This is a genomic window from Streptococcus sp., from assembly GCF_032481935.1.
GTDB lineage: Bacteria > Bacillota > Bacilli > Lactobacillales > Streptococcaceae > Streptococcus.
The window spans coordinates 1-15,484 of record NZ_JAWERU010000016.1; the positions used below are offsets into that span (position 1 = coordinate 1).

At 32.6% G+C, this 15,484-nt stretch carries 15 protein-coding genes and 4 pseudogenes; all 19 read right to left on the reverse strand.

Annotated elements, in window-relative coordinates; all coding sequences use genetic code 11:
* Positions 1-257, reverse strand: a 257-nt coding sequence (locus E7C97_RS04595; RefSeq protein WP_316108293.1) for a TfoX/Sxy family protein, incomplete at its 3' end; no start/stop codon positions are given.
* A 64-nt stretch (positions 258-321) separates the two neighbouring features.
* Positions 322-744: pseudogene (locus E7C97_RS04600) on the reverse strand (VOC family protein).
* A 13-nt stretch (positions 745-757) separates the two neighbouring features.
* Positions 758-1,375 (reverse strand): DNA alkylation repair protein, encoded by a 618-nt coding sequence (locus E7C97_RS04605; RefSeq protein ID WP_316108294.1) that lies wholly within the window; start codon positions 1,373-1,375, stop codon positions 758-760.
* 28 nt (positions 1,376-1,403) lie between these two features.
* Positions 1,404-2,186, reverse strand: a complete 783-nt coding sequence (locus tag E7C97_RS04610) for a hypothetical protein (protein WP_316108295.1) — start codon at positions 2,184-2,186, stop codon at positions 1,404-1,406.
* 53 nt (positions 2,187-2,239) lie between these two features.
* The gene (locus E7C97_RS04615) at positions 2,240-3,523 is read right to left on the reverse strand and encodes a cellulose synthase (protein WP_316108296.1); all 1,284 of its coding nucleotides are present in this window, start codon (positions 3,521-3,523) and stop codon (positions 2,240-2,242) included.
* 75 nt (positions 3,524-3,598) lie between these two features.
* Positions 3,599-3,943, reverse strand: coding sequence for a hypothetical protein (locus tag E7C97_RS04620; protein WP_316108297.1), 345 nt, complete (start codon positions 3,941-3,943; stop codon positions 3,599-3,601).
* Between the two features lie 227 nt (positions 3,944-4,170).
* Entirely contained in the window at positions 4,171-4,854 is a 684-nt protein-coding gene (locus tag E7C97_RS04625; protein ID WP_316108298.1) for a hypothetical protein, read from the reverse strand.
* 132 nt (positions 4,855-4,986) lie between these two features.
* A pseudogene (locus tag E7C97_RS04630) lies at positions 4,987-5,124 on the reverse strand (DUF4343 domain-containing protein); the annotation flags it as partial.
* A gap of 6 nt (positions 5,125-5,130) precedes the next feature.
* Positions 5,131-5,319, reverse strand: a pseudogene (locus tag E7C97_RS04635) (hypothetical protein); the annotation flags it as partial.
* Between the two features lie 27 nt (positions 5,320-5,346).
* Positions 5,347-5,469, reverse strand: coding sequence for a hypothetical protein (locus E7C97_RS04640; RefSeq protein ID WP_316108299.1), 123 nt, complete (start codon positions 5,467-5,469; stop codon positions 5,347-5,349).
* A 129-nt stretch (positions 5,470-5,598) separates the two neighbouring features.
* Positions 5,599-5,859 carry a hypothetical protein gene (locus tag E7C97_RS04645; protein ID WP_316108328.1) on the reverse strand — a complete coding sequence of 87 codons (261 nt, stop codon included), beginning with the start codon at positions 5,857-5,859 and terminating at the stop codon, positions 5,599-5,601.
* 30 nt (positions 5,860-5,889) lie between these two features.
* A pseudogene (locus E7C97_RS04650) lies at positions 5,890-6,354 on the reverse strand (hypothetical protein); the annotation flags it as partial.
* Complete coding sequence (locus E7C97_RS04655) at positions 6,344-7,342, reverse strand: hypothetical protein (RefSeq protein ID WP_316108300.1); 999 nt, start codon at positions 7,340-7,342, stop codon at positions 6,344-6,346. The gene E7C97_RS04655 and the pseudogene E7C97_RS04650, both read right to left, overlap by 11 nt.
* A gap of 1,292 nt (positions 7,343-8,634) precedes the next feature.
* Complete coding sequence (locus tag E7C97_RS04660) at positions 8,635-10,353, reverse strand: class I SAM-dependent methyltransferase (RefSeq protein WP_316108301.1); 1,719 nt, start codon at positions 10,351-10,353, stop codon at positions 8,635-8,637.
* Positions 10,354-10,591: 238 nt separating this feature from the next.
* Positions 10,592-11,785 (reverse strand): phospholipase D-like domain-containing protein, encoded by a 1,194-nt coding sequence (locus tag E7C97_RS04665; RefSeq protein WP_316108302.1) that lies wholly within the window; start codon positions 11,783-11,785, stop codon positions 10,592-10,594.
* A 353-nt stretch (positions 11,786-12,138) separates the two neighbouring features.
* The gene (locus E7C97_RS04670) at positions 12,139-12,342 is read right to left on the reverse strand and encodes a hypothetical protein (protein ID WP_316108303.1); all 204 of its coding nucleotides are present in this window, start codon (positions 12,340-12,342) and stop codon (positions 12,139-12,141) included.
* Positions 12,343-12,377: 35 nt separating this feature from the next.
* The gene (locus tag E7C97_RS04675; RefSeq protein ID WP_316108329.1) at positions 12,378-12,605 is read right to left on the reverse strand and encodes a DUF262 domain-containing protein; all 228 of its coding nucleotides are present in this window, start codon (positions 12,603-12,605) and stop codon (positions 12,378-12,380) included.
* Positions 12,606-13,077: 472 nt separating this feature from the next.
* Positions 13,078-14,433: a 23S rRNA (uracil(1939)-C(5))-methyltransferase RlmD gene (gene rlmD, locus E7C97_RS04680; protein ID WP_316108304.1), complete on the reverse strand. Its 1,356-nt coding sequence runs from the start codon at positions 14,431-14,433 to the stop codon at positions 13,078-13,080.
* Between the two features lie 75 nt (positions 14,434-14,508).
* Positions 14,509-15,483 carry a DUF1002 domain-containing protein gene (locus tag E7C97_RS04685; protein WP_316108305.1) on the reverse strand — a complete coding sequence of 325 codons (975 nt, stop codon included), beginning with the start codon at positions 15,481-15,483 and terminating at the stop codon, positions 14,509-14,511.
* Position 15,484: the final 1 nt, after the last annotated feature.

Sequence of the window (15,484 nt, forward strand, 5' to 3'; positions counted from 1 at the left end):
TCAGTAATCAAATCCATATCCTCAAATCTGTCGAATGCATACATCAATGTCTTTGAACCCTCATACGGATAACGCAATTCTGAGTCTGCAAGAAGTTTGTCCGATGTCGGCGTCCTCTTTAAAAATAGTTCATTATCGCAAATGTCACCTATCAGCTTACCGTTAAAATATATAAGGTAGCCGCCCATCATGGATCTTATGACAATATCACCTGCTGCAGAAAAAATCTCACGAACAAATTCATTAAATTCATTCACTATGATTACCTCCTTCAAAATCAAATATTCCTTACTTTATGGCAAACTCTTTCCCTATTTATCCTCAAAATTTCAGCAATCCATTTTCATCAAATTGAAAATTCGGTCCCCATGAAACTTCCCAATAGTATCCATCTAAATCCGAAAAATATGCGTGATATCCACCCCAAAAAACTTCCTATGGCTCTTTTACAATTTTTCCACCTGCTTTTCTTACTAATGCAATTACAGTCTCTACATCTTCTTTATGTTCAACATTGTAGGCTAATGTAATTCCTGAAAATCCATTCCCTTTTGGTGGATTATTTTCATCAATATCTTTTGCTAATTGTTCCAAAGGAAATAGTTCAAACTTTGTTCCCGGAGTATCAAAAAAGCATACTGATGGATTATTTTCTCTGCAATCAGTCTTATATCCTAAACCATCTCTATAAAACTTTATTGACCTTTCCATATCTTTCACACCTAAACAAACGTTACCTCGTATGAATTCTTATTTGTCATACAATCAATTTACTTGCTAGCTTGTAAACTTGTTGAATCTCTTTACTATTAATATCCCAACTATCAAGTTCTTCTTTGATAAACTCTGGAAATTTTTTGCTAATATCCCTCAAAGCATTACCAACTGATTTTCTAACATATTCACTAGAATCTTCTTTTAATGCTGCAATTCGTCTGATAGCTTCATATGGATTTTCTTTAAAATATGGTCTACTTGTCCATATTCTCAAGCCTTCTGTAACAGCTCTTCGGACATTTGGATTATTATTTTTTAGCCAGTCGTCAATAATCGGAAGGGATTTTTCATAACCTGTTTGCTTACAAAATTCATCAAATGCTTTTGCTAATACTTCTTGTACTCTCCAATTGTCATCCTTTGAAACCTCATCCCTCATAAAGATCAAAATTTCTTCATACGATGACAAATGGCCAAAGAGAAATACACTATACATTCTAACTTGATATACATTGGATTTAAAGGCTAAAAATGCTAATTCTTTGGTATACGCATTATCGTTTGATTGATAGTCAGCAAGAGCTCTTTTTTCTTCTTCTTTAAATCCATTTTCTATTAAAGAGAATTCTTTTTCCAAACTTAAAACATATTCTTTCATGTAACTTCGGTTCCTCATAGAATTTTAATTAGTTTTCGATTTTTGGTTCAAGTTTATTTAAATAATTTTTTATCTCATGAACTAATCTTTTCTTTGAAAATAAATCCATTCTACCACCTGAAACCATTCCACCAAAGAAAACAGGAATTTTCCTATCCCCGAAAACTGTAAATGTCTTTATATCACTATCACACAACCATTGAGAAACTTGTGAATTATTTATGTATACAAATTTTATACTTTTACCAGCTTCTATAAGAGACTCAATGTGAAGTTCCAACATTTCTTTGCAGTATTGAGGGTAAGATATTGATTTTTTAAGTGGAAGTTTTTTAGAATTTGTTTCATGATAGTAGAACATATCTCCAATATAGATTGATACTTTCCTATTTTGATGGTATAAATACTCTTCATGTATCACATCTAAAAATTTTTTGTTCTTAGAATATTCTATAGAATGTTCTATTTCTTTACTTAAAATGTCCCATGATTTATTACACCAATGCCATTTAGCACCATTATCAAAGATATCATTCATTAGTTCATAAATAGGTTTATAGTATTTATTATAAACATATTTACTTTTACTGCTATCTCTCAAACTATACAGAAATGTCCTGTTATTTTTCTCATTGTTTGCATCATCCTCATTTCCTGCAGGATTTAGACCAATAACTAAAACACAATCTTTTTCAGATGTTGAATTATCAAATTCAAAGCCTATAACCCCAAGTCTTGGATCTTTCCCTTTTACATCTAAAGCCTCTATTGTTTTTTCTATAAACTCATTATTTTCTAGACTAGTTGTCATAATTAAAACTCCTTTATTTACAATTGCCTTTATAAAACATAAGAAAAATAAAGTTACCAGTAGTACCTTTTCTCACTTAGATATTGTTCTTTTTGTTCTCTAGAATTTTCATGATTTCTAATTCCTAGTAAATCGTCTGTTGAAGAAACTATTGGGTCAATCCAGTCAGCTTTGGATCTAATCCAATCAATTTCCTCTTTACTAAGTTTCCCTGCTATCTCCAATTTATCAGCCATCAATCTTAAATCATTTGCTGTTTGAAAATCTTCTAGCATATTCAGAAGAGACATTGTCCGCTTCTTCTCTTCTTCGATTCTATTTTGTAATTTTCTTTTTCGCTCCTGCTCCTCTTCGTATTGTCTTGCTCTCTCTTCACGTTCAAGTCGTAAGTTCTTAACTTTATAATACTCTTGGTAAATTAAAACGATTATTTCTGGGATTGATTGTTCAAGTGTGAATTCTTTAGTATCTTTAATGTATTTACCATCTATTATCTTAAATCGAAATTTTCCATTTGGAATATAGTCATACTTCTTTATTCTTGGTTTAAAAGCATACCCCTTAAACTTTACGCTATCATTGTACTCTGCTAGTTCTTTAGCTTCTTCTTTTGTTAATTCATGACTTACTTTGTCTGTTGATTCTATAACTTCAAAACGAACAATATCCTTTTCAATTTGAATATCCCAATTTGAAGTTACATTATCACCGATTTTTTCAATAACAGTAACTAGTGAATCTAAAAAGCGATATAAACGTGGAAGAGAATTTAATGAAATACTTTTTACAAATTTAGGTTCTTTTAAATCATTATATCTGTGCCTAGAATCAAAGTAAGGATAAGAAGCTGCTTTTTCCCTCTTATTCCACTCTGTAATTTTATCTCTTAGATTAGCTACGGATTTATGTAATCTCTTATTTGGAGCCTGGTTTAGGTTTAAAACGGCTTCAATAATAAGCTCTATTTTATCGTCCTCTAAAAATGATAATGAACTTCTTATACTAGTTGTATCAAGTTTAACAGTATCTTCTTTTTTATCTTCCGTACTATCTTCTTTATGTTTAGCAGCTTTAATTCTACTGTTCTTTAAACTTTTTCTATCAATATGAACCTCATTTATGTCATTTTGTGGTAATGGAACGATAAGTTCACTTAAGTCTTGTCCAGTATTCTTACGATACCAATAACTACCCTTTGGAATTGGGATTTCAAATTCTTTACATTTCTTGAGTAAGTCAGAATAACTTAAATCATATTTCAATGAAACTTGTTTCGCACTTATCTCCCAGATTTCTTCATAGAGTTCTTCTCTAGAAAAGGTCTTTATCATCTTCATTTGAAACACCTTTACCCTTATACTTTACATCACTGTTTTTATATTTACCAAGCGAAAACGCAAATTCAAAAACTTCTAATTCTTCACTTCTGCATTTTCGCTTAATATAAAAAGTAAATCTTGTTTTAAACCGTTAAATTCCTCTATAATTTTATCTAAACTGGCTTCTATATTTTCAACACGGATCTCTGATAGTTTACCGTGATTGTATGAAATCATTCTTTCGGCGATAATATGATAGGACCAACTCTCAGTGAAACGTCTATCTCTTTCTTCGTTATGAATAGCAAAACCAATTGGAAGAAGATTGTTTCTAAGACCTATCGCAACTGCTTGTGAACTTATACCTAAATAATCACCAGCAATTTTTAATGTGATTTTATTTAATTTTCTAATATCTTCGTCGGTATATTTCGCCATGTTAATACTCCTTTGTTATAATTCAAAATGCAATATCATCTATGTAAAAATATCTTAATACGATGCTATCTAGTCGCTTTCCCTAATAATAAAATTAATATGTAGCATACCATACTCTAAAAGCCAATTATCTAAAATCTATTCAATGAAAAATTATTATTAAGATTTAGAGTTACTATCTTTTCAAAGTAAATCCATTTATAAATTCCAGATACAGAAGTAAATAGTTATTTATTATCTAAGTCAAAACCAATCTGCCAAAATCCCATATCAAGTATTTTCATTTGAGGATATAGCATATCAGCAACAATAAAACTTTTTTGGACTGAATCAAATTGTTCTATATTTTTCTCATAAAAATCTACTAGTTGTAAAATAGATTTAATATTATAGGTACCAATTGCAATCTTTTGTGATCTTACCCCAGAAACAAAATATATATCATATGCTGGAACACAACCGAGTGTGCCCATCAGTATCTTTGTGATTAGTATATCTGATAAGTTGTTTTTGAGAGCTGAACCTCTCACTTCACGCCTGATTCCATCATAATAATTAGCAATAAATTCATTAATTTCCTTTAGCAATTTTTGGTTAGTTTCATTTTTAAAATCTTTACATTCTATTCCCGCTAGAGAATCATATTTATTGCTTAAGATTTCTCTTACTACAGGTATATGTACTCTATAATCCTTTTGTAATAAGAATGAAGAACCTCGATACATCCCCCAACTTGCTAAATAAAATGCAAGTTGTAAACTCAGGTAATCAAGATTCACATCATTCTCTTTACGAGCTGTCATAAAATGTGAATAACAATGCTCCCATGAACGATATCTATCATGTTCATCAGTTTTTAAATCGTTATAAAATTCAGTTGATGATTTAATAATCATATCGATTGTTTTCATACTTTCAACTTTCCTAATCAACTTTCAAATATATAGCGTTTTCATTGTTTTATTAATCTATTATATCATTATTTGAAATAAAAAACTGCAACTTACTCGTTGCAGTTACACACAGAATTACTTTTGTTTCTTTTAAAAACTTATATTTTCATTTTGAGGCATAGTAAAAACATCATTTTTTTCAAAATAAGGTTTTACCATTTCTTTCCATCTAGCCTTGTTAAATTTGATTGATTTTAAAGGAGATAGGCCATAATTTCCCAATGCATAATCAGCTGTCGCTTTCTTAACTTCCGAGACCTGCTTATCAGAGTCAGTCTGTTCTTTTGAAAGAGCGATGCTTGTTTCCACTGCTGTTTTTGTAGCCAGATTGACTTCCATATCTGTGGTAACTTGAACAGCTTCATGCTTAGCTACTTGGGATACTTTATCTAATTCCTCGTGTAGAACGGTAAAGGGCAATTCGCCACTTGCCTGACCACTTAATTTTGCTTAGTTTATGTGTTCAGCACTATCAGCTGGCTTTGCTTGTGTAAGATTGGTAGCAGAATTTTCAGTTCTCACAACCTCATCTGCACGAACAAGTTGTCCACCTAGACCAACAACTGAGATCATCAGTGTTCCAATCGCCACTGAACAAAATCAAGAGACTTGAATATAAAAAACGGGAGAACTGACGCATCAGTCCTCCCAGACATAAACAAGTATGTCACATTCCAATATAGCTATGTTTCTACAATTATTTTAACTATCTAAAAAATCTTTCAAAATTTCAAAAACTTCATTCCGAGTCAATAAAATATCATCATTTTGAGGAATAGTTGATATCACAGACTCAAGTTCTATCACAAAACGGTGCATATCTGCTTTCACCGTGTCACTAGAGGTTATATTTGATAGCTTTTCACCCCCTACTAATAAAGCTGTTAATCGAGTAATGTCGTTCAAATGTTTTTTAATGGATTTACTTAAACCTTGAGTACCTGTGGCAGAGAGTTCTTTCATATCCAACCAAGCTTTAGCCTTGAAAATAATTAAACCACGATTACTCAACACCGAGTATCCCTGAATGGATTCTTTTTCATTCACCAATATATTATAATAATCCTTATCCAATAATAAGGCCGACAAACTAGCATCTTCATCAAAATGTAAGGGTGTTTCTCTCCCCTCCTTCTTTAATGGGTATTCTGGTAAAATGCTAAATAGTTCAATCATAGAAGGAAACTCAGGTTTATTTGTTGTAAATCGAAATAGCTGTGCTTTTTCATCCTTCTGATTTCCTTGATATTCTCCCAATTCTAAAAAGTGATTCAAGGTATCATAAAATTCCTTATTTTTTAATTCATCAATGATTACCATATCATAATCTTTTGTTGTCCGACTTTTAAATCCTTGCGAGTCCAATACAATAGAGGTTGCAGTCCCTCCAATCAAAACATAATAGTCTTGAAAATTCGCAAACATTTCTTGAAAAATAGCTTTCGTATTAGCTGGCATCATCTTCTCCTAGATACTGTAATATATTACTTTTTAGTACTTCAATCTCTTCCTCCACACGTGGATCATCATCATCTTTTAAGGTCAAATAAAGAGAAATAGGATCTACAAACTGTCTATCTTGATTTTCTTTAAAATCGTTCCAAAATTCAGATACAAAAGGGCGATATCGCCATATTTCTAATACCTTGCCTTCTAAAACATGCTGAGATAATGGCAAGGATAATTTATTGAATTGTCTCTGTGATATGACATAGCTACTATTTTCATCCGATTCAGCTAAAAAAGTCAAATAGGATAAAGCATAAGTACCACCGTATAGAAGCCTAGAAGCAGATTTTATATTCTCTAGATCTACATTGGGCAATAAGAGCCGTTTTTTGATTGGATTAAATAAATAGGATTCTGATTTTAAGAATAATTCTTTTTTTGATGCTGTATAGGTGTAAAGTTTATTTGGCTTATTTAACCAATCTAAAGTTTTAAAAGTCCTCAAGCACCTATAAATCGTTGAGTTTGGAAGTCCAGTTACCTGTGAAAGCATATCAACATCTACTTCTTTTTGACCTTTTGTCAATAAAAAGGCAATCCAAGTTAATTGTTCACTAGGTGTTAATTCTTTAGATGCTACAACATCATCATTAGCATTCAATACTAATCCCAATGGAGGAAAAAAGAGATTTCCCTTGAAATCTGCAAAAGGAACTCTAGCTTGAAGGAGTTGTTTTTTTTCAATGTCAGATAGCTTTGAAAAAACCAAAACAACGTCCATGCTAGCTTTTTCACCCATATTACGAGCTTGAGTAACAAATGAGTCTAAACTTCCTCTTCTCTTTTCTTTAATCAATAAAAATGACTCCTTATGAAACTTCATTTGAGCATATTGAAATCTTTTTTCAAAACTAATTGGTAAAGTTAAAGCTATTTTTTCAACACTTACATTAATATAAAACGATTGAAAAATAGAAATTATCTTTTTAACATTCATTGTTTTCCCTTTTTATCATTTTTTATGTATTTTATCATTTTAAATGATAAAATGCAAGTTTTTTGATAATAAAAAGTGACTTACAAAAGATAAAAAAAGCGAGAACACTTATCAAAATGTTCTCGCTGTATTCATTTATTACTGACGTATCTATTTTTTGTCTACGCAGTCGACATTCAAACAGACGTTCACATCAATGTATTTTTTTGCACCTTTTTTATGTCAAAATCACTCTTTTCAATAAAGACAAAATGCTTGAAAAAGTGCTTAAAATCAAGAATTTTCACCCTTTTAGTCGTTGTAGTAACACTACACACTCCACATGCTGTATCTGTGGAACTCAAAAGGTTTGGGGAACCTTTTGAGGATTAGCTGCGTTTCACTAACAAACTCACACATTCAGCGTTTCGGACTTACCGTACAGTTTCGTCGTAATCTCCTCACTCTACGACAGCTATACCATGGGCGGAAATCTGCTTCTACTTTGCTGATGTCTCAGCTGGTACAAGCAGTGATACTGCCTCAACATGTGATGCTAGTAACTACATATACTATGAAACAAAATGAAGTTTGTCAGAATTAGGAATGTACTTTTAAACGAAATACATTAAAATTTTATATTTTTAGATGGAAATGATGCTTTAGAAATAGATATCATATCGTGAGCTGCTATTTTTTCTCCAGCATCAATTATTGAAATCAACAGTGCAGTACTATCAATATCGGTATTCTGGAGTGGAAGTTCAATTGCGACTAAAGTTTCATCTAATTGATTGGGTTCATATTCAATTTCTTCAATATCGGCACTTGTATAAACGTAGTTATCACCACTTATTAATAAAAATCCCCACTACTTGAAATCACTTTATAGAAATGTTCCGAAAACTCATCTGCTATGCTCGATTCAACTTTCCCTCAATGAAAAATAGAAAAGTTTGAATTTTGTAAACGTGAATACAATGCGAACTCTAAAGTTGAACAACAGTTAAGAAATGAACAATAAAATCTATGGTTTGAAATCCAATTGCTTGATTGTTATGGTTCAGAAAATGTTTAAAGTCCAAATAGGAGTACCAATAACCTTTCTAGCTATTATATTTTAATAGAGTTTATTTCGTTTATTTGTAATCTTATTTTAACAGGTCAAAAATAAAAAATCAATATGTAGCACTATATCTAGTCACTGAAAGATACATAGACACTACATATTGATTTTTAGCGTTTTTGATATTTTGGGAAAGCTTTTTAACAGTAATTCTGGTAAATAATTATATTCTCAAACCTAGGAATTTTTAATCTAAATTGCTTCTACCTCTTCCCAGTCGACGATTCTTTAACGTATGCCAGGCTTCCCTCATATTAGTAACTTCTTCTTTACTTATCTTAAGTTTATTAATAAGTACTTCTGAATCCACCATATCCAATAACATTTCTATATTATCATTACCATTTATACGTATATGATTGTCAATTTTATCGAAAAGTTTATCAACTTCTTCTTCACTCAAAATATCATTTTCAAAAATATTAGGTAATTGTATATTTGAAACCTCACTAGGTAAGATTTCTAACACACCTCCACCATAGCTCCTACCTTCTAATTCTGAAAATAGCAATCCCACAGTAGTGTAGTACGCAACTATTAATCGCTTTTTATGTTGAGGATTTTTTAATCGAACTCTATGCATAGTATCTGTACTCACAGCGTCGACTTCCGAAGTATTTAGCATAACCTTTGGAAATTGGTAATTTCTTCTTAAAAAGAAAATATCTGGACTCCAAACAGAAGGAACTTTGTACCACTCTTCTCGAATTCTAGTCTTATATGAGGTATTATGCTTATTTTCTTCCCCCAACTTTATGTACTTATTTAATCCATCATTAAAGTCTCTAGATTCAAAAGGAGATAAGTCCAGTAAATATGTCCTAGCACCCTTTAGTATATTTTCATTCCAATCTTCTGGTAAAAATTGAACTCCATTAATGTTGACACTTCGTGCAATTAAAGGTCTACAGTACTTTTCTAGATTGTATTTCTTTACCGTTTCATCATCCAAACAAAAATACTTATTGTTGCCTGTTGTAATTCCCACCTCACATTTAGCAATTTGTGAGAACTTCAAAAATTTATTGCTGCTCTTAATTTTTTTAACTATATCAATCTGTGAATTATTAAGAAAGAATTTGGTCCATTTACTTGAACCAAGGTCTGCACCAATAAATTCAATTTCCTCGAGGATGTTCACATCTAGTGACTCGGCATTATTAAATGGTACAATTTTTATAAGGTTTTGCTGATCACCAGCGATTTTTTCACCTAGTAATAAAACAACCTCTTGTTCAATATCATCAAAAACTAAATTCTCAAAAGTAACAATTGTACACCTATTTAACTCCCTAACAAGATATCGTCTTAAATCTTGTGAATATTTCACCTGTAATAACTCTGCTGGTATTACGATACCAATCCTACTAGAATCATCCATGCAACTTATACATGCTACTGTAAAGGATACCCAAGCATTTATAAGTTTGTTTGGTTTCATTGAATTGTTTATTAAAATCTCACTTTGTTCTGCTCGTTGTTCTTCTGTTAAATATTGGTACCTTATATAGGGAGGATTGCCAAGAATACCTTGAAATTTCAATTTATCTAAACCATTCTTATACGCATAGTAAAAATCATCGTTTACAACTACCCTTTTGGGTTCTATATTATCAGTCAGGTCACCAAAAGACTTCCAATCAGGAAAATGTATGAAATCATTTTTTGCTGACGCTTCCTTCGAAGTGTCTTCATCAATTTCAACCGCAATAATATTACTCTCACTTACTTTGTCAAACTTTATTGCACTTGAAAGAAACACTCCTTCACCTACACTAGGTTCTAAGATATTTTTTATCTCACCTTCTTGGGCCAAAACCCATTCCGTTACAAAATCAGAAATCAGATTTGGTGTAAAATATCTTCCATTTAATTTCTCTATTGAAGCATCTTGTTTTAATAGCAAATTAGATCACTCCTCCTAGCCAATTTAATTAGAATTCGCAGTATTACTTACGTGTTTTGATATTAGCATAACTTCTAGGTAAGTTCAACTACTAAATTGAATTATAGTACCATACTAAATAAAAATTTATCAAATAGTATTATATCAAAAAAATAAGCTCATTCCGTAATAGAGAGCTTATAGTTTAAAATTTTTGAAAACAAACAATTCTTATTTGTCTATAACTACATGTTAAATATTAATTAGTTCCATCGTCGTCTTTAATTTCAATCAAATATTCACCAACTTTGTCCTCTACCCTATAAAGGAACATGGTTTTTCCAAGAAGATTTGGATTTTTGATGATACTACCTGCTTCACCCCAACTCAGACTAACATTCGGTTGACTTTGTTTATAACTAGTAGTGTCAGTTCTTTCATCATATTTTAAGGTAAGTGTATAAGAACCGAATTCGATTCCTTCAATTAAAATATGAAATTTTGCATCTGCAAATTGAAAATACGACTTCTTAGATGGATGTGTAGACCATTTCAAATTACTAAAGACCTCATCATAAAAATAACTTTGCTGATCTATATTATACTCACCCCTCTTCATCAACATAGAACCTGTAGGATTTGTTCCTGGTTTAGATGGAATAGATAAATCTCGTTCGTTTAATGGTTTCGACTTCCAAACCTCTTTAACCGTCCCAAGTAGTGAATCTGTCGCAATTGTAAACTTCCTTTCCTCAGCTAATGAGTCTGTAACTTGTACCTTTTTATTAGAAGTTTTAGCTGAATGCTTTCTTGTTGGTTGTAATTTCATCAATTTAATTGTATCGGTTGATATAGAACTTTTTCCGACACTGGTTTTAATTTTATGCTTAGTCTCATCCACTACTCTACCATCTAAGAGAAAATTATTGATGCTACTTACATCAGAAATTAACAGAACATTATCACTGTTATTATTATTCTCTACTAAGTTTTCATGATTACTAATAAAATCACTATAAAATTTGAAATCTTCTTCATTGTTCAGGTCAAGCTCAAGGTAGACATTACTTTCTATATTACGATAGAAGCCACCCGGCGTAAAATTTGAACTTCCAAAAACAGCATATGCTAGATTATTTTCTTCATCTACTACCAATAATGATTTAGCATGAAAAATTGTCATTGCAGATCCAGTATCAACTACATACAGTTTAACACCAGTAGTTTGCAATGCTTCTAAACCTTGAAAAGAGGTGGTACCATTCCTAACTCCAATCACTGCTGAAAAATTCTCTTCATTTTTCAATAGCTCTTCCAATTCAAGAACACTTTCTTTTCTCAAAAAAGCAGAATAATAAAAAGCTTTTGAGTGAGTTTTTTTAAGAATATCTTTTACAATGTCTTCAAAACTCCCTTCATCAATTCGTTGTAATGAGTATTTAGCTATAGCCATAATTAAAATTCCTTTCGATTTAATATCTTTAAATAAATTATATCAAAGTCTGTAGTTTTATACAAGAAAAAACTACAGGTTTTTCTTGTTTGTTGCTGAAAAAACGTTGATTTTTGTTATTTGTATGTATTTTTTTCTACAGAGATATGTCTTTATTTTGAAGTTTATGAAATAAATCCATATTAGATTATAAAGAACTACAAATGATTATTGAAAATATTTCACTATACTGATAAAATTTTATTAAGTTATAACTAAACAAGGAGGCTATATGTTGTCTAAAGAAAGATTTAAACAACGAAGAACTGATAAAAACCTATCTCAAACGTCTGTCGCAAACTATTTGAATGTTACTAGGACAGCCTACCATCACTAGTATAATAAAGTCCATCAACGAAATCATCTTTTTCGTCATCTGAAACATTGAAAATCATTTTGACAATCTGCTCTTTAAGACAATTAAGACGTCTCACTAATCTGCGTGCATCAGTATCTAGAGTCGGTTGAAGTTCAAGCTCCTTTTCAATCTTCAATAAGATTGCCTTAAGAAGTAACATAAATGTCGTTGTTTTTTGCTGGCCATCAATCAAGGTTACTTCATGTCTTCTACAGATTCTTGAGCGATGAAAACAGCACCGAAGAAATAATTGTCTTGGGATCTATCATCGAAATTTTCCATATGAAGATTAATATCTTCAATGAGTTGTTCACATTGTGATACTTGCCAAGCATAGGATCTCTGATAGGTAGGAATATAAAATTCTGATTTTTCAAAATAAGATTTTATTGTTTGTAAAGCCGTTTTAATATTGTTTCTAATTCAGTTTCTCCAATAATTTTTTCTTATGAAATTATATCACGAAACGCTAACATTTAAACTCTAAGTATATTCGAACTATCTAACGATTTAATAGCATTTTAACGATTACATTTTTTTAACAATGACATGTTGGACCATTATAACTTGAAATCTATCTACATCCCTAAATAAAATCCTTGAAAGATTAAAATTTCAAGGATTTTATTGAATTAAATTGCATCATTTAACTTCTACTTATCTCCCTGGATCAAACCTTGCTTGAGTTTCATTAATAGGGGATACGTTTATTCCCATTAATGCCTAGTCTATGGTAACAACTCCGTACCCCCTAGGGTTTATGGAAATAGATTGACAGCCTATCAAACTATCACATCAAGACACTCAACTTGTATTCTCACTCTGATACTTCCCCACCTCAATACAAAAAGCCTTGCAATCAAGGTTTTTGATTATCCCTTTCGTTACAAGGTTTTTACGCTTTTACAAGCAAAGCTACACACTCGACGTGGTGCGTCTGCGGAAATAAATCAACCGGCTGTACTTTCTTCAATTCATAGCCCAACTCTTGGTAGAGTTTGATATCTCGAGCCATGGTGGCGACATTACAAGAGATATAGGCGATACGATCAGCGCCTGTTTGGGCACTTGCTTTGATAAAGCTTTCGGTCAAGCCCTTGCGTGGTGGGTCGACTAGGATAGCAGTTGGTTGGATGCCTTCCTTGAGCCAATTCTTCATGGCATTTTCAGCAGTGTCACAGACATAGTGGGCATTACTGATATTGTTTAAGACAGCATTCTTTTTGCTATTCTCTACTGCTTCTGGGATAACCTCTACGCCATAGACTTCCTTGACATGCTTAGCGACAGATAAGCCAATAGTCCCAATCCCTGAGTAGGCATCAATCACTACATCATCTGCTCTTAACTCCGCAAAGTCAATGGCTGTTTGATAAAGTTTCTCCGCCATTTCGGTATTGACCTGATAAAAGGCTGGACCAGAGATTTGGAAATCATTTCCCAACATTTGATCAGTAATGTAATCTTGACCATAAAGCGTACGCCATTCTTTCCCGAAAATCGCATTGGTATTCTGGTCATTGATGTTCTGCATGATAGATACAATTTCTGGAAATTGCTTGATTAGTTGTTCAATCACCTGTTCAACTCTGAAAACTTTAGGACGAGTTGTCACAAATATAACCATGATTTGATCTGAATAATGTCCACGACGGACAACAAGGTTACGAATCAAGCCAGATTGCTCCTTCTCATCATAAGGCTTCAGGTCATATCGACGGAGTAAATCACGTAGGGCTATAATAACTTGGTCAATGACTGGATCCTGAATGTAAAAATCTTCCAATGGCATAAGGTCATGAGAATTCTTACGGAAGAAACCAGTTTCTAGAACACCATTAACACGACGAACAGGTACCTGAGCCTTGTTGCGATACTTGATAGGATTTTCCATACCAAGAGTATCAGAAACCTCTACATCCCTGATTCCAGCAATTTTATAGAGGCTGTCTTTCACTTGCTTGGTTTTGAACTTGAGTTGCTCTGGATAAGCTAGATGTCCCAAGTCAGCAATCCCTGAACGCAGGTAAGCCAAATCTAAGTCTTGATTACGGTAAGGAGATTGTGTAAGGTATTCCTCAACCTTACCAAAGCCAATCTTCTTGTTGACTTTAAGGACACGCATAAGGATCTTCTCAGTCGGTAGAGCATTCTCAACAAAAAAGACCAAGCCATCTACCTTGGCAACACCTGCTCCTTCATGTGTCAAATCGACAATCTCTACTTCTACAATATCATTTTTCTTTAACATATGTTTCACTTTCTATCAACCGACAAAAAAAAGACGGCAACTGTTCTGTTACCATCTATTATACCATGAATTAGCCTAAGCACCAAAACTCTTGAAAAAGTTTACAATTGCTTGCCAAATAGCACTGAGGATATTCCCACCGTCTTGAATAGCTTTATTAGCATCAAAGTTAAGGTCGATATTGCTAAAACTATCTCCTGCTTGCGCAACGATACTTTGTTTCAGATCTTTTAGAGTCTTTGTGAAATCTTCGTTATTGAGAATATCACTCTTGGAAAGATTGAAGGCAAAGTTGATGATGACATTGATCTGGTTTCCTGTTATAACCTGATCCAGCTTATAATTTTTCAATGTATCTTCAACAATCTTACGAACATCATCTTCAGTAAGCTCACCATTGGACTCTTTAGCTTTAGCTATAGCAGATTTGATATCGGCAAGGGCTACATTAAGTTTATTGGCATCATAGCCTGATTTGTCCTTGTTTTCATCGTTGATGTCTGACAAAGCTTTTAGTTCTTCCTGAGCTAGGTCTTTATTTTCTTGAGGAAGTTGAACACCATTAGCTTCTAATGAATAGTAGATACCAGCTAGGGCACTTTCACCTGTTACAGGGATTGGTGCAGCTACGGTGATGCGCGCGTGCTCAACACCCAAGGTAACGGCCGCATTACGGTACATGTCTTGGGTCACTTTAGTGATATTTTCAGGGGTTTCAATCTTCACTTCAAGTGGAGATTTTTCACCTAATTTTTGAATTTTTGCAGACGAATAGAGCTGGAGACTAGAGTCATTGGCGACGTTCATAATCTTTGAGTAGACATCTGGCGTCATAGTCTTCAGTTCTTTGGTATCTGTAGAGGCGTTATAGCCGAGTTTTTTTAATGTTTGATTTTTTTGATCTTCTGTTAGTGAAGAACCTAAGACATACTCAGGTTGAACATAAGTTTCATCAATTACTTTTTGAACATCAGTGGCTGCTTGAGCACTTTGCAAAGTTGCAACTGCTAAAAGAACTGCAGCACTAGTCAGAAAGAATTTCTTTCGCATG

Excerpts from the sequence above, each read along its gene's own strand:
- E7C97_RS04605 (WP_316108294.1), bottom strand. The coding sequence starts at position 1,375 with ATGAAAGAATATGTTTTAAGTTTGGAAAAAGAATTCTCTTTAATAGAA.
- E7C97_RS04610 (WP_316108295.1), bottom strand. The coding sequence starts at position 2,186 with ATGACAACTAGTCTAGAAAATAATGAGTTTATAGAAAAAACAATAGAG.
- E7C97_RS04615 (WP_316108296.1), bottom strand. The coding sequence starts at position 3,523 with ATGAAGATGATAAAGACCTTTTCTAGAGAAGAACTCTATGAAGAAATC.
- E7C97_RS04620 (WP_316108297.1), bottom strand. The coding sequence starts at position 3,943 with ATGGCGAAATATACCGACGAAGATATTAGAAAATTAAATAAAATCACA.
- E7C97_RS04625 (WP_316108298.1), bottom strand. The coding sequence starts at position 4,854 with ATGAAAACAATCGATATGATTATTAAATCATCAACTGAATTTTATAAC.
- E7C97_RS04640 (WP_316108299.1), bottom strand. The coding sequence starts at position 5,469 with ATGATCTCAGTTGTTGGTCTAGGTGGACAACTTGTTCGTGCAGATGAG.
- E7C97_RS04645 (WP_316108328.1), bottom strand. The coding sequence starts at position 5,859 with ATGAAAGAACTCTCTGCCACAGGTACTCAAGGTTTAAGTAAATCCATT.
- E7C97_RS04655 (WP_316108300.1), bottom strand. The coding sequence starts at position 7,342 with ATGAATGTTAAAAAGATAATTTCTATTTTTCAATCGTTTTATATTAAT.
- E7C97_RS04665 (WP_316108302.1), bottom strand. The coding sequence starts at position 11,785 with ATGGCTATAGCTAAATACTCATTACAACGAATTGATGAAGGGAGTTTT.
- E7C97_RS04670 (WP_316108303.1), bottom strand. The coding sequence starts at position 12,342 with ATGTTACTTCTTAAGGCAATCTTATTGAAGATTGAAAAGGAGCTTGAA.
- rlmD (WP_316108304.1), bottom strand. The coding sequence starts at position 14,433 with ATGTTAAAGAAAAATGATATTGTAGAAGTAGAGATTGTCGATTTGACA.
- E7C97_RS04685 (WP_316108305.1), bottom strand. The coding sequence starts at position 15,483 with ATGCGAAAGAAATTCTTTCTGACTAGTGCTGCAGTTCTTTTAGCAGTT.